The 14757-nt window shown below is 47.9% G+C and carries 15 protein-coding genes; 6 read left to right on the plus strand and 9 right to left on the minus strand.

All coding sequences use genetic code 11. The features are described from left to right. Window positions 1-197: 197 nt before the first annotated feature. Together INR79_RS19275 and INR79_RS19280 are read right to left on the minus strand one after the other, a co-directional pair. Complete coding sequence (locus INR79_RS19275; RefSeq protein ID WP_004404577.1) at window positions 198-548, minus strand: transcriptional regulator; 351 nt, start codon at window positions 546-548, stop codon at window positions 198-200. Window positions 549-682: 134 nt separating this feature from the next. Then, the gene (locus INR79_RS19280; RefSeq protein ID WP_004404575.1) at window positions 683-988 is read right to left on the minus strand and encodes a DUF6482 family protein; all 306 of its coding nucleotides are present in this window, start codon (window positions 986-988) and stop codon (window positions 683-685) included. A gap of 168 nt (window positions 989-1156) precedes the next feature. On the opposite strand from INR79_RS19280, the gene INR79_RS19285 reads away from it, so the two are divergent. Continuing rightward, window positions 1157-1642, plus strand: a complete 486-nt coding sequence (locus tag INR79_RS19285) for a fasciclin domain-containing protein (protein WP_022592010.1) — start codon at window positions 1157-1159, stop codon at window positions 1640-1642. A gap of 90 nt (window positions 1643-1732) precedes the next feature. Next, the gene (locus tag INR79_RS19290; protein WP_223098906.1) at window positions 1733-2386 is read left to right on the plus strand and encodes a flavin reductase family protein; all 654 of its coding nucleotides are present in this window, start codon (window positions 1733-1735) and stop codon (window positions 2384-2386) included. Between the two features lie 36 nt (window positions 2387-2422). Here the strand turns inward: INR79_RS19290 and INR79_RS19295 are convergent, their stop codons facing one another. Beyond that, complete coding sequence (locus INR79_RS19295; RefSeq protein WP_223098909.1) at window positions 2423-3622, minus strand: MFS transporter; 1200 nt, start codon at window positions 3620-3622, stop codon at window positions 2423-2425. A gap of 98 nt (window positions 3623-3720) precedes the next feature. Here INR79_RS19295 and soxR point away from each other — a divergent pair, with 98 nt between their 5' ends. From soxR to INR79_RS19315, 4 genes are all read left to right on the plus strand, one after another. Further along, complete coding sequence (soxR, locus tag INR79_RS19300) at window positions 3721-4149, plus strand: redox-sensitive transcriptional activator SoxR (protein WP_004401484.1); 429 nt, start codon at window positions 3721-3723, stop codon at window positions 4147-4149. A 337-nt stretch (window positions 4150-4486) separates the two neighbouring features. Beyond that, on the plus strand, window positions 4487-5347 hold the full coding sequence (locus INR79_RS19305) for a fumarylacetoacetate hydrolase family protein (protein WP_223098912.1): 861 nt from the start codon (window positions 4487-4489) through the stop codon (window positions 5345-5347). After that, a complete protein-coding gene (locus INR79_RS19310; protein WP_223098927.1) occupies window positions 5344-7125 on the plus strand; it encodes an IlvD/Edd family dehydratase in 1782 nt (593 codons plus the stop codon). Before INR79_RS19305 ends, INR79_RS19310 begins: the two co-directional genes overlap by 4 nt. A gap of 42 nt (window positions 7126-7167) precedes the next feature. Next, a complete protein-coding gene (locus INR79_RS19315; RefSeq protein WP_022600031.1) occupies window positions 7168-7920 on the plus strand; it encodes an SDR family NAD(P)-dependent oxidoreductase in 753 nt (250 codons plus the stop codon). 77 nt (window positions 7921-7997) lie between these two features. Here INR79_RS19315 and INR79_RS19320 read toward each other — a convergent pair whose 3' ends face one another. The 6 genes from INR79_RS19320 to INR79_RS19345 all read right to left on the minus strand — a co-directional run bounded on the left by INR79_RS19320 (window position 7998) and on the right by INR79_RS19345 (window position 14432). Beyond that, complete coding sequence (locus INR79_RS19320; RefSeq protein ID WP_022608108.1) at window positions 7998-8999, minus strand: LacI family DNA-binding transcriptional regulator; 1002 nt, start codon at window positions 8997-8999, stop codon at window positions 7998-8000. Between the two features lie 156 nt (window positions 9000-9155). Beyond that, window positions 9156-10469: a phosphopyruvate hydratase gene (gene eno, locus INR79_RS19325; protein WP_223098932.1), complete on the minus strand. Its 1314-nt coding sequence runs from the start codon at window positions 10467-10469 to the stop codon at window positions 9156-9158. Next, window positions 10456-11478, minus strand: coding sequence for an aminoglycoside phosphotransferase family protein (locus INR79_RS19330; RefSeq protein ID WP_223098935.1), 1023 nt, complete (start codon window positions 11476-11478; stop codon window positions 10456-10458). Before INR79_RS19330 ends, eno begins: the two co-directional genes overlap by 14 nt. 15 nt (window positions 11479-11493) lie before the next feature. Further along, window positions 11494-12801 carry a TRAP transporter large permease subunit gene (locus INR79_RS19335; RefSeq protein ID WP_022592020.1) on the minus strand — a complete coding sequence of 436 codons (1308 nt, stop codon included), beginning with the start codon at window positions 12799-12801 and terminating at the stop codon, window positions 11494-11496. Window positions 12802-12803: 2 nt separating this feature from the next. Beyond that, complete coding sequence (locus tag INR79_RS19340) at window positions 12804-13361, minus strand: TRAP transporter small permease subunit (RefSeq protein WP_223098938.1); 558 nt, start codon at window positions 13359-13361, stop codon at window positions 12804-12806. 57 nt (window positions 13362-13418) lie between these two features. Next, window positions 13419-14432 carry a TRAP transporter substrate-binding protein gene (locus INR79_RS19345; protein ID WP_022592022.1) on the minus strand — a complete coding sequence of 338 codons (1014 nt, stop codon included), beginning with the start codon at window positions 14430-14432 and terminating at the stop codon, window positions 13419-13421. Window positions 14433-14757: the final 325 nt, after the last annotated feature.

The following is a 14757-nucleotide window of genomic DNA, read 5'->3' on the forward strand; positions in this document are numbered from 1 at the left end:
GGAAATAGTGTTTTTACTCTAATTTTGTTAGAAGAAACGGAAGCGAAATCAACTAACTGATAAATCCATGATCAAAAATTGAAAATATTTATGTTTTAGCTCATTTTGTGGGTGATTTTTGTTCGTTTTGTTTTTTTGAAGAGAAGAGCAGAGGTTTAATCCCTTGCTGACCAAGGGAATGTTTCAGAGCGGGAGATTTAATCATTCAGAGTGTGAGCGTATTCGACGATCACTTGGTTGCCGTCGACGTAGGTTCGTTTGATCTCGCCGTCTACGGTAATTCGGCTTTGCAGGTATACGACGTGACCTTCAGTCGCACTGATTTCTTTTAATGATGGGATGATCGCTTTTGCGTCGACATGAAGATGGGCGCAGAACTTTTCCACAAATGCAGGTTCGAGCTTTGCGCTGCCCCGCAGTAATTCTGAGAACTCTATCTGGCTGATGCCAAGCCTTTTGGTGATTTCCATTTGAGTCATGCGCATTTTAGCCTTCTGAGACATCCAGACCTGATACAGCGCTTCACGATCCTGTTGAGTAAACTCCATAGCCTTTCCTGATTGGTGAGTGTGCGCCAAAATTGTGCCGAATGACGCAAACCGCATGTCAAAGCTAAGTGAGAAAAGTCAGGCTCAGTTTCGAGCACTGTCAGAATGTGATGTTTTGCCCAAAGGAATGCAAACTAGTAGAGCTTGTTGTCTCCAATCGGGACCTCGAACATATTTGACGTTACCTTGTCTGGACATCCAACCATTTCATCGTAGGCACTTTCTTGTCTGAGCACTTTCTCTTTTGCCTCAACGTTGCGGTAGCGCCTTTGAATGTCGACAACCGACCAGGCTCTGATAAGTTGCCCGTCTTCTTCGGTAATGAACCACTCCTCTCCGTCAATAACTGCGGACAGTTGATATAACGACATATCCAGTGAATGAACAACAAGTTTGTCGACTGAAAAGTACTTCTCTAATTTGCTGATTGGCATCTTCATAAAATTCTCCTTTTTGCCCTACTACGAGCGTTAAGCGCATTCGGTTCATCAAGAATGGAATCGATGTTCAGAGAATTCTTTTTCAATGATCTTATTGAAGATGGGCAGCGTAAAGGCAAAAACCAGACACTTTCTGGTCACTTCATCCATCGAAAATAGGACACGATTATGTTCAAAAAAATGTTAGTCACCATCTCGCTGGTTATTGCTGCCTTTTCAGTCAATGCTGGGCACCATGGAGCAAAGAAAGACATTGTAGACGTTGCCGCAAGCAACGGTTCATTCAACACCCTGGTCGCAGCGGTAAAAGCTGGCGGTCTAGTTGATACGCTCAAAGGCGATGGACCATTTACCGTGTTTGCCCCAACCGATGAGGCGTTCGCGAAATTGCCTGAAGGGACAGTAGAAATGCTGCTGAAACCTGAGAACAAAGACAAGCTGGTAGCGGTGTTAACCTACCATGTGGTACCAGGCAAGGTGATGGCTTCCGATGTAGTGAACCTGAAAGGTGCGTCAACCGTACAAGGTCAGGACATTGCCATTAATACTCAGAACGGTAATGTCATGGTGGATAACGCGAAAGTGCTGATGACAGACGTGAAAGCCAGCAATGGAGTGATTCACGTAATCGACTCGGTCATTATCCCCAAGTAGCTAGTAACAAGTAACGAGCGGCAAATCTGAAATAGCAGCACTTGCTTATACCCAAGTGCTGCTTTACGTGTTTCATCTTGGAGGCAAAAGATGGCAAAAAAAGGGTATTCGAAGTCAGATATAGGAGAGATGGAAGATCGCTTTCGAGCGCGTTTTATCAATTCATTATCTGGTTACAAAAGCGCAAACCTGATTGGCACCATTGATAACAATGGTCAGCACAATTTGTCCATCGTGAGCTCCGTGTTTCATCTTGGTGCTAACCCTCCTTTGCTTGGTATGATCGTTCGCCCTCATAGCGTATCTCGCCATACACTCGAAAACATAATAGAAACGGGTCACTACACCATCAATTCCGTGTGTCGCGAGGTTTATCAGCAGGCTCACCAGACGTCAGCTCGATATCGAAAAGAAGAATCTGAATTTGAAAAAGCGGGGCTGACCCCAGAGCTGAGTGAAGTCATCAAAGCACCTTATGTAAAGGAAAGCCCGATGCAGATTGGTATGGTTTTGCGCGAGCACACTACCATGAGCGTTAACCAAACCGAGTTAGTGATAGGTGAAGTGCAAGAGATTCGTGTTGAAGGGCAAGCCGTTATGCAAGACGGCTATATCGACTTGGGCACTTTGGACCTGGTCGCTGTTTCAGGATTAGACAGCTACCACACCGCAGAACGGTTATCACGCCTAAGCTATGCCAAACCAGAAACGTTGCCAAGAGAATTAGATACATCTGGCAAATAAATGGAAAGCGGGGCGCTTGGGCACCCCGTCAGATTTTTAACTTTGTGGAACAGGGTGCTGGTCAAACTGGTCGTTGCTGTTCAGTACATTCATCAAGACAGCGGCGACAAGAACCAATACTGCCGCAATCACAAAACCCCACCGAGTAATGTCGTAATGAGACAGAACCGCAATCAGGGTGTAACTTAACGACTGAACAAGTGTTGAAAACAACGCCAGCCCTCCATCGACCCGACCACGTTGCGACACTTCCACTGTGTGGTGTAACCAATTGGTTCGCGCGATGCGATTCAGAGCATTAAAGAATCCAAAACCTAGCGTGAACAGCACCAAGTAGAGAGGGCTGTCGTACAGCCCCATACCAAACAGCATCGAAGCTACGATAAACATGGAATACTGCATGATGGCTTGATGTGAAAACTGCCTTAAAACACGGCTGACCAGAAAACCTGTAAACAGAGAACCCAAACCAAAACTGATGTTGTATGCCGCCAGCCAGTCACCTGAAATCCCAGCTTCTGCAAACCAGATTGGAACCAGTTTTCCTAAGAAGGTCAGGATTGGATAAGACAGGCAAGAAAGCATAATAAACGCGTAAAAACGGGGGGCGACGCGGAATATAGACACACTTTCTGTTAGCTGAGCGGTAAAAGAACGCTTCTGAGTTTTACGCAGCTTTCTAAAGTAAGGAGTGGCAAAGTAGGCGACAGTCGCGATGCCTGATGCGATGGCTGCGAACAGCGAAAACTCCCACATTCCCCATCTTTCCAGCAAGATAACACCCAGTGCGCCAGCCCCTAACGTGGTGCCCTGAAGTATGATCTCCTGATAGCCAGAGATAGAGGCATACTCATGGGACTCGTAGTTTTCCTGAGTAAAAGCATTATTAGTTACCCAAGCCAGATTACTGGATACCCAAAAAATCAACTGAGCCGCAGCCAACAGCCAGTGTGAGCCTAAATCGAAACTGTAAGCGATACTGACCAGCGCCGCGGTTGATGCCTGAGTCGCTTGAATGATAACCAGAATTGCCTTGCGAGAATGGCGATCAATCAGTGTTGAAAAGAAAGGGGTCGCCAAGAATGAGGTCGTTGTACAGACTAACGCTGTCATTGCCACAAATGTACCCATATCAGGCTCTGAAAGAATAATCCAAGGCAGTGCCATCATAAAAAGCCCTGACGAAATGCCATCAAAAAACCGACCAGCCAAGTAAGGAAGGGTTTTATTTCTCATTGTTTTTCCTCCGTGAATTTGAAGTTGTTGCGTGCTACTCTAAAACCTCAAGTTAAGTTGAGGTAAAGCGCTTTTTTGAAAAAAAGTGGAGGGGAAATATGGATATCGGAGTCGGGGAAGTGGCGAAAAGGGCTGGGGTGAAAGTCTCAGCGATTCACTTTTATGAACAGAAAGGGCTGATATCCAGTTGGCGTAACCCCGGTAATCAGCGGCGGTTTCATCGTAGTGTGCTTCGTCGAATTGCAGTGATTAAAGCAGCTCAGCAGGTAGGGCTGTCTTTAGAAGACATTTCGCAGGCGCTAGAACATTTACCCAAGCATCAGGCTCCCAGCAAAAAGCAGTGGGAAGAAATGGCAAGCGTCTGGCACGAGATGCTGGATCGAAAAATACGAAGCTTGCAAGCACTGCAGAACGATCTTGGTGGGTGCATTGGCTGTGGATGTTTGTCGTTGGAAACCTGCGCACTCCGAAACCCTCAAGATCAGTACGGTCAAGATCATCAAGGGGAAAGTTGGCTAACAAAATAAGTTTTTTGGCTGGTCACTTTCTCATTTATCGTCTGTTAAATATTCATCTCACACCTTTATTTTTCCTGCTTAGCACTTTTCTCAATCGGTCAGCAAGCTCTCGTTTTGCTGATTTTATGAACGATTAATTCTTGACTGGTGATATTTTTGTTAGTAATAATGTTCACGTGAACATTTGATGGTGAGTTTAAGATTGAATTTGTGAATGTACGTGAATCAAAAGTTTGCCGATGAGGATAAAAGGGCGAAGTTTGGCTCCTTCTGATGGTTTGTGAGTTTCTATCTCGGAGCCAGATTTCCCTTTGTGAGAACAGCTAAATAAGGAGACGCTGAGTTAATGAAATTACTAAGAATTGGAGACAAAGGACAAGAAGTTCCCTGTGCTTTGGATGAAAAAGGAATTGCACGTGACGTGTCTTCTATTATTCATGACTATACGCCGAACACCCTGAGCGAAGTTAAACATCGATTAGCCAATGCAGATTTATCCGCACTCCCTGAAGTATCAATGGATGGAGCAAGAGTCGGCACTCCGATGACCCAGCCAAACAACATTTACTGCATAGGGCTAAACTATTCCGACCATGCAGCGGAAGCGGGTATGGATATTCCGGCGGAACCCGTCCTGTTTAATAAATCTTCCGGCACGTTTTGCGCTCCGAATGACCCGATTCTCTATTCACCGAAAATGACCAAGCTGGACTGGGAAGTGGAGCTAGGTGTTGTGATTGGCAAAACCGCACTGAATATCAGCAAAGAAAACGCACTGGACCATGTATTGGGTTATACCTTAGTGAATGACGTTTCCGAACGTGCTTGGCAATTGGAAAGAAGTGGTCAATGGGCAAAAGGGAAGGGTTTCCCCCATTTCTGCCCGACAGGTCCCATGATTGTTACTGGCGATGAAGTGGGTAACGCTCGGGAGCTTTCGATGTGGCTGGACGTAAACGGTGAGCGCAAACAAACGGGCAATACCAACACCATGATTTTCGATATCGCCACCATCGTCAGCTATTTGTCTGAATTTATTCGTTTGGAGCCGGGTGATCTTATCTGCACCGGAACACCACCGGGGGTGGGTGCAGGTATGAAGCCACCGCAGTATTTGAACATTAATGATGTCGTTACCCTTGGCATTAAGGGGCTAGGAGAACAAAGCCAGACTGTCATCCCTTTGAGTGACTGGTATCCACAATGAAGCTTCGTTCTCAGCAATGGTTTAACAACAGTGACGACCCGGGTATGACGGCTCTGCATCTTGGTCATTGCCTGAACTATGGTTTAACGCGAGAAGAACTTCAGTCCGGTAAACCCATTATTGGGATCGCTCAGACTGGTTCTGACCTCTCTCCCTGCAATCGACACCATGTAGAGTTAGCCAAGAGAGTACGGGAAGGTATCGTGGCGGCGGGTGGTATTTGTTTGGAATTTCCGGTGCATCCAATTCAGGAAACCAGTAAGCGCCCCACAGCTTCACTCGACAGAAACCTCGCGTATCTCGGTCTGGTGGAATCTTTATATGGTTATCCACTGGATGGTGTGGTGCTCACCATTGGTTGCGACAAAACCACGCCAGCGCTGCTAATGGCAGCGGCGACGGTGAACATTCCCGCAATCGCATTAAGTGTCGGTCCAATGCTCAATGGCTGGCATGAAGGAAAACGCGCAGGTACTGGCACCGTCATCTGGACAGCAAGAGAAAAACTGGCAACCGGAGAAATTGATTACGAAGAATTTATGGACATGGCAACGGCATCTGTCCCGTCTGTGGGTTATTGCAACACTATGGGCACAGCCAGCACCATGAATTCACTGGCTGAAGCGCTGGGGATGCAGCTATCTGGATCGGCTGCGATTCCCGCCCCGTACCGTCAGCGCGGACAGATGGCGTATAACACTGGTCAGCGAATTGTTGAACTGGTGGAGCAAGACATTAAACCTTGCGATGTTATGACCAAAGCCGCTTTTGAAAACGCAATCGCGGTCAACTCGGCCATTGGTGGGTCATCTAACGCCCCCATCCACCTCAATGCTGTTGCCCGCCATTGCGGGATAGAACTGACTAACGATGACTGGCAACGTGTCGGTTACGACATCCCTTTGCTTTGTAATGTTCAACCAGCAGGGCAGTTTTTAGGGGAAGACTTTTACCATGCGGGCGGTGTGCCGGCAGTCATTTCCGAGCTGTTAAAGACGGGTCGCTTACCTAACCCTGATGCCTTAACGGTGAGCGGGCAATCGATAGGCGAGCTTTGTCAGCCCTGTCATGTCAAAAACTATGAGGTCATTCACCCTATCGACAACCCAATTCTTTCATCTGCTGGATTTATCAACCTCAAAGGGAATCTGTTCAATAGCGCTATGATGAAAACATCGGTGATTTCAGATGAGTTTCGCCAGCGCTATTTAAGCAATCCAGACGACCCCAATGCGTTTGAAGGAAAAGCGTATGTTTTTGATGGTCCGGAAGATTACCACCAGAAGCTGGAGTCTGAATCCATCAAAGAAATGGATGAAAACGCCATCTTAGTGATGCGGGGCGCAGGTCCTATCGGTTATCCCGGTGCGGCAGAAGTGGTCAACATGCATCCACCGGCGCACCTGCTTTCGCAAGGAATCCATTCACTTCCGTGTATTGGTGACGGGCGACAGTCAGGCACATCTGGTTCGCCTTCCATATTAAATGCCTCTCCCGAAGCTGCGGTAGGAGGTGGTCTGGCTCTCCTGCAAACGGGTGACCGAATTCGTATTGATTTAGAACTTGGCAGTGCAGACATGCTGGTTGATGAAGAAGTGTTAGAGCAAAGGCGAATTGCGTTGGCAAAGCAAGGTGGGTACCCCTACCCGGCGCACCAGACACCGTGGCAAGAAATTCAACGAGGAATGGTGGCTCAGCTGGATGAAGGCATGGTGCTCAAGCCTGCCGTGAAATATCAAAAAATCGCACAAAAAGGGCTGCCCAGAGAAAACCATTAGGTAGTCGAAATGACCAAAAAAATTGAAGGAAAGGATACATCAATGAACAAGTTTGATCTGCAAGACCAATGTGCAGTTATTACCGGAGGCGGGCGAGGGATGGGTCTGGCTGTCGCAAAAAGGCTGCTAAGTTCAGGGGCGAAAGTAGCGCTCTGGGACATCAATGACAAAGACCTGGAACAAGCCAAAGAAGCGTTAGGTAATGAAGGCGATGTCAGTACACACGTGGTGGATGTCAGCAACTACGAGCAAGTCAGCCAGGCAGCGCAGGATGTCGTCAATCAATTCGGCAAAATCAGTATTCTGGTAAACAGTGCCGGGGTTGCCGGAATCAATACCACCCTAACCAATTACCCGCTTGATGTCTGGCGACAGGTTCAGAGTGTCAATCTGGATGGGGTGTTCCATACCTGCCGCGCCATTGTGCCTCATATGGAAAGCAACCAGTACGGGAGAATAGTGAATATCGCGTCGGTAGCAGGGAAAGAGGGCAATCCTAATGCTTCTGCGTATTCTGTGTCTAAAGCTGCGGTGCTGGCGCTTACCAAAAGTTTGGGGAAAGAGCTGGCAACCAGCAACATCACGGTGAATGCCATTACGCCAGCGGTGATCAAGACTGAAATGTTGGCAGACGTTACGCAAGAACAAATCGACTATATGCTGGCGAAAATTCCTATGGGTCGAATGGGCAGTGTCGAAGAGATCGCCGCAATGGTGGCGTGGCTAAGCTCGGAAGAATGCTCTTACTCAACTGGCGCGACGTTTGATATGTCCGGGGGAAGAACGACCTACTAGGGCTAACCGACTCTCATTCAAAATCTAAAAAGGGTGCGAATACATTCGCACCCTTACGGTATTTAAATCATAAAAAGCTATGCGCTATGGCGACGAACCAAGCTGGCCTCAACGTACACCGTTGACTGGGATTTTATTCGTTGACCAGACTGATAATCGAGAAGCAAAGTCATGCACTGATCCACGATGTCCTGCATCGAAATACTGATGGTAGAGATGCCAGAATTTACCCATTGATACCAGGAAGGGTCACCATAACCGACAAACCTCATCGACTCAGGCAAACAAACGCCTTTCTCCAAGCACGCGGTCAGTGCGCCATTTGATATCTCAAAGCCCGCAGTAATGACTGCGTCAGGTGTTTCTTCCATTTCAAGAAGTTCGTTCATGGCTTGCAGCCCCAATTCAAAAGAGGGGGCACCAAGTTTAGTCAGGTGTTCATTTAAAGGCAGGTTTTGCTTTTTTAAAGCGGATTGAGTGGATTCCAGACGAATCCGTCCAGTACTAAGATCGCCGGGACCGCCAATGTATGCGATGTTTTGGCAACCCGCTTTTGTCAAAGTGACTACCGCCTCTTCAAAGGCATTCGATTCATTCACCACTATTTCTGCCGATTCACCAATGTTCTGGCGAGTTCGGATCAGCTGAATAGTATCGACATCGCTGAGTAGTCTAGCCGCATTTTCACTTCCGTTTGGAGTAGGCACCATAACGACAGACATGGCACTGTGCTTCAGTAAACGCGTGATGGCACTGACTTCTTCCTGAGGGTCATCCTGAGTTAAGCCAATCATTAACTGCAGGTTGTGACGAGCGCATTCGATCGACATCTGATTGGCAATGGCAGCATAGAACTCGTTCTCGATGTTTGGGATAAGAAGCCCAACCACACCCGAACGACCTCCACGGATTGAAACAGCAGCCTGATTTGGGATATAACCCATTTCCGCCGCTTTCTCCTGAATCAGCTTTTTGGTGTCTGGCTTTACCTTCGGGCTGTCAGCCAGCGCTCTGGACACCGTCATATGAGAGATGCCGAGTTCGTTAGCGATACTTTTTATCGTCACACGCTTGTTCAATGCTGCGAGTTCCTTGTGTTTCGGATGTTCGATATCTTAATACCCATCGCAGTAAGTAGTTGCTCATTTTGGCTAGTTAAAACGCTATGTCTGAACATTGACTTACTGTAATGGGTTTAAGGTGCTGAGTGGCACCTTAAAAACCGAAATCATACCTTATTTCTTGCCTTCTCCCCACCACGTGTTTGCGAGCGGCATTCCTCTTACAAATCCGGAAGCAGACCCTGCCAGTTGTTCCTCAATTCTTAAACATTCATTCCACTTGGCCATCCGCTCGGAGCGGGAGAACGACCCTACTTTTAGTTGCCCAGCACCCAGACCGACCGACAAATCAACAATGGACAGATCCTCGGTTTCTCCAGATCTCGCTGATACCACAGGACGCCAGCCTGATTGAAGGGCAAGCTGACAAGTTTCTATCGCCTGAGACACCGTTCCAATTTGATTTACCTTAACCAGAACGGCGTTGCACGCTTTGTCTGCAATCGCCTGTTTGACCAAGGCTGGGTTGGTGACAAGATAATCGTCTCCAATGATTTGCAGTTGCTCACCGAACTGGCGAGTAAACTCAACCATACCCTGTTTGTCATCTTCGGCTAACGGATCTTCGATGGACGCGATAGGGTATTTTTTAACCCAGTCTTCGAGTAGCCCAATCATCTCATCCCGGTCGAGGCTTCTATCCTCTAACGCCAGTTGATACTGTCCGTTGGAATAAAACTCAGAGGCAGCGACATCCAGAGAGATAATGACGTTATCTCCGGGTTTCTGCCCTGCTTTCTCGATAGCCTGAACCAGAGTTTCCAGTGCTTCTTCGTTGGAATCAAACGCTGGCCACCATCCTCCCTCATCAGCAACCCCTTGAAGCTTGCCTTTATCGGCGAGGATTTTTCCTGCTGCATGATAGATTTCGGCAGTGATTTCCAGCGCTTCCGAGAAGCTATTTGCACCGGGAACCATGATCATAAAGTCTTGAATGTCGACCCGCCTTCCAGCGTGAGCGCCGCCACCAAAAATCTGAATTTCGGGTAACGGGATACTGGGCTTAGTCTTGTAGGTTTCTGAAAGGTGTTTCCACAATGGGCGTTGGGTTTGTGCAGCAGCGGCATGTATGACCGCGAGTGATGTAGCAATTGTCGCGTTGCCTCCCAGCTTTGCCATGTTGCCAGTGCCATCAAGATCAATAAGCATCTGGTCGATACTGTTTTGTTCAAAGACATTCTTTCCTGTCAGCGCAGGCGCAATATGAGACTGAACAGAGTTCAGCGCGTTTTGCACATCCAGCCCTTTTAATACGCTGCCTCCGTCCCGCAGGTCGACGGCTTCTCTCATCCCTCTTGATGCACCTGCGGGCGCGATAGCACGACCCGTTGCTCCGCTTTCCAGTTCGACTTCGACTTCTACCGTCGGTGCTCCGCGAGAATCCCAGACACGGCGACCCCGGACCTGACGAATGTTATCTGCTTTCATGATTGGTTATAAACTCCGCTTCGATATGCTCCAACACATCCCTTAATTGAGTGAAGGAGAAGTTAAACAGTGAATGTGCCACTTGGCGTGCGGTGACTTTTGACGTGTCGGTGTGATATTCCAGTGGTGATTTTCCGTCTGCCCTTGCCAGAATCAGGCAGGGAAGTAGCGCGCAGATCCTGGACTCCAGACTCGCTAAGCTTTCCCACTGAACAAAGGCAGCATAGTGAAGCCAGAGCTGCTCTATCGAACGCTTTAACGCATCTCGGTCTGCGATGCCCATTAACCATTTGTTGAACAGGTGATTGAGGCAAAATGCGACATCAAAAGCAGGGTCGCTGGTTACTGCACATTCTGCGTCCAGCAACATAGGACCATTAGGACCTTTTAAGATGTTCTTGGGGCTGACGTCTCCATGAACCAGAACCAATCTGGATTCATAAAGCGATTGGCGAATGCTGACAATAGTCGCAGCGTACTCGGGGTATAGGGCTTCAAGCGACTCCAGATACGGTGACAGCCGTAGTGAATAGAAGTCGTTCTGATACGGAAAATCGGGCTTATCTGCAGCGGAACGCTGGTGGATTTCTCCCAGACATTGACCAACACTGGCGGCAAACTCGATATCCACCTTTCCACCCATCAACTCGTCTTTCCAGTTGATGAATCTGTCCGGCGGGCAAAACTCCATCGCAAAGCCATTACCTGACTGGCTTTGACCATACAGGGTAGGAACAGACTGAGGCATAAAACCCGCAACATAAGAAAGCCATTGATATTCGGTCTGGTTCCGATGTGTCGGTGCCTGCCAGTTTTGCGTTACACGCAGTTGTTCTAACGAGCACTTAACGCAATATTTGCCACGATTGGTCTCAACCAGGGCAATGTCGGAAGACACTCCCCCTGTTAATGGCTGAATTTTTCTGATTTCGTCTCGTTGAGCTAACCCAAGCTCAACCATTATGTTTTTGCATTCTTGTTCAAATTGAACTTTGTTCTCTTCGGTCATTGTACGTTTTCCTTATTATCGACCTGTGATTCCGGGGAATGCGATCAACAATCCAACCGCCAGAATCTGCAATGCAATAAACGGTGCCATCGACCGGAATATCTCACCGAGTGATATGTCATCCGATACCACACTTTTAAGATAAAACGCGGCGGGTCCGAAGGGGGGCGACAGGAAGGAAACCTGCATGTTCATGGCGAAAAGCACGCCAAACCATACCGGGTCGTAACCTAGCTGAGTAATGATGGGAACAAAGATCGGCATCGTCAGCAGAGCAATCCCCACCCAATCCAGAAACATACCCAGCACGAATAGAATCGCCATCATAAACAGCAGAACAATGAGCGGGTTGTCTGAAATGCCTGAAACCAGCGCAGAGACAAAACGAATCCCCCCCATCAGGTTAAACACCCCAACCAGCGCGCTGGCTCCGATGCCTATCCATACGATCATGCCTGTCGTCGAAAGTGTCTGAAGGGCGGCTTCTTTTAACATCTTCCAACTGAACTCTCCGCGAACCACGGTCGAAAGCAGCACGCCAAATACACCGACCGCAGAGGCTTCTGTCACAGACGCAACCCCACCGTAAATGGAACCAAGTACCACAAAGACAACCGCGAAAGGCAGGATTAGGCTTTTGAATTTTCCTAACTTTTCAGACAAAGACATTTCGTCTTGCTGAATAACCGGAGCCATATCCTTGTTGGTGTATGCCCTGAACAATACGTAGGTGACATAGAAAGACGCCAGCATAAATCCGGGTACAAATGCCGCCGTGAACAGATCCCCGACTGATACGTTAGCAATGAGCCCGTAAATGATCAGGACGATGGAAGGGGGAACCATGGTTCCGAGTGAACCACCGGCACACACGACACCGATAGCCAGTTTTCTGTCGTACCCGAGTCGCAGCATTTGAGGTAAAGCGATCATGCCAAGAAGGACGATTTCTCCGCCAATGATGCCGCTCATTGCCGCGAGAATTACCGCGACAAAAATCGTTTGTACGGCGACACCGCCACGAATTCTTCCCCCGACTATTTTCATAGCATCAAACAGATCGCGGGCTATGCCGGAGCGATCGAGTATGGCGGCCATCAGAACAAACATGGGGACGGAAACAAACACAAATGAAGACACAAACGAGAAGATACGGCTGGTTATCAACGGGATAGCCATGGGACCGAACCACCCAAGAGTAAACACCAGTGCCACCAAAAGCGTGACAAATGCCAGCGGTAATCCGGTTACCAGCAATAGCAATAAGCTTCCGAACATTAAGGCGGTGGTGTACTCGATTCCGAGGGCTTGAAGATCAAACATACTTATTTCCCCCGAATTTTATTAATGGTGAAAATGAAGAACTGAATCGAAAGAGCGATCAGAACAACAAACAGGAAAATCCTGAGCAGTGCGGGATAGGGCGGGTTCCACGCACTACCACTGGTAATCAAACGGAAATCGCCAGCAGGCGTGGTGACAGATTTCACTACCGTTGGCCAAAGTGCCCAACTGAATGACGCGGTTACCGCGCAGCACACTCCGTATATGATGACATCGAGAATTCGGCGAACTTTGTTGGGCACCCAGTCGTAAAGAAGAACGATTCGGATGTGCGCATTCTTTGCCGCGACGTACAAACCACCAAACAGAAAGTTGATGGCACATAAAAACACTGCCGTTTCATGTACCCAGATGGTGGGCATAGAAAAGACATAACGCATGATCACCTCAAAAATCAGAATCGCTGTGGTTGCCAGAAACAGGATCGCGAAAGGCAGCCCAATTTTTCGAACCTGCTTTGCCATTGCGTCTTCTGGAATTTCCTTAGACGGTTTTTTAACGTCATTCCGATTTAATGCTGAGGAGTTTAACTTAGACATTCATACTCTCCATATCACAGGTGAACTGGACCCGCCGAAGCGAGTCCATTTCCTGAACTACAACAAACCCTGAGATGTTAGGTACGCAAGAATGCTGTCATACACTTTCTGTGCTGCTGGGCTACGTTTCGCCACTTTCTTCCACTGATCTTTTGCAATCGCACGGAATTTAGCGCGTTCTTCCTGAGACCAGTCGTGAATGGTGACGCCTTTGGCTTTCGCATCCGCAACTGCAGCCAAATCCTTCATAAACAGTTGAGAGGTCATATCCAGCGCAAGGTGATCGACAGAAAGCTCCAGCGCGACTTTGAGGTGCTCAGGAAGCTTGTCCCAAGTCTTCTTGGTGATGGAAACTTCGATCAGTGGTAAAGAGTGGAAGCCCGGATACACAGGGTGCGTCGCGATGTCATGCATACCCGATGAATGGTTCGCTGAGAAGACCGTGTAGTCGGCAGCATCGATGACTTTTTTATCCAGAGATGTGAATACTTCAGAGCCCGGAAGGTTCACCGGCGCTGCACCAGCGGCAGCAAATACTTCCTGAACCAATCCTTCTGGTGCGCGTAACTTCAGACCTTTAAGGTCGGCAACGCCTGAAAGCGGTTTGGTCGAAACAAAGGCTTCAAGACCACCCGAGGTTGCACCAATCATGTGAACGCCGTAAGAGTTAAGAAGCTCGTTAAGCAGTTCCTTGCCGCCACCGTAGTTAATATATCTCAGCATTTCGTAAGGTGATGACCACGCACCAACTGTGTTACCGATAAGCGCAAAAGCCGGATCTTTCCCTGAAATGTAACCGGTAGCGGTAATGTGACCGTCCAGAATACCCGCTGCGATTGCGTCGTGGGTTTCGTTGTACTTGACTACCGAATCCACCGGCAGCATTTCAATGGATATCTGACCGTTGGTGGCTTTGTTTACAGACTCAGCCCAGGCTTTTTCAATTTCAAAAGTAGGGTTACCAGCCGGATCGCTTGACTGGAAAACGAATGAGTATTTTTTTTCAGCAGAAACGTGCCCAGTTATTGTTAGCGATACCGCAGCTAACAAGGCAATAAACAGTTTTTTCATGTCCTTATCCTTGATTCTGTATTGTTATCCTTAACTTCTCTCACCTTTTTAAGAGGCGTATTTGCAAAAGAAGCGTTCGTTTTATCGGTACTGATAAAATTGTCATGATTCCTGTTTATAGAATCATGTTCACGTGAACATTTCAATGTTTTCTGTGCGTTTTTTGCTCACATTCAATGGCGGTGGGGGATAAAGACGCAAGGAGATAAGCTATTGTCTTACTGGCTCAGGTTCTTTATTTTTCTTTAATATTTCTATATTAATCAGATTGATAAAAACGGTGGAGCTTGAAAGCTTCCAGAGTGACGGCAACACTTTAGATACC

The sequence above is a fragment of the Vibrio sp. SCSIO 43132 genome (assembly GCF_019904195.1).
GTDB classification, from domain to species: Bacteria; Pseudomonadota; Gammaproteobacteria; order Enterobacterales; family Vibrionaceae; genus Vibrio; species Vibrio nigripulchritudo.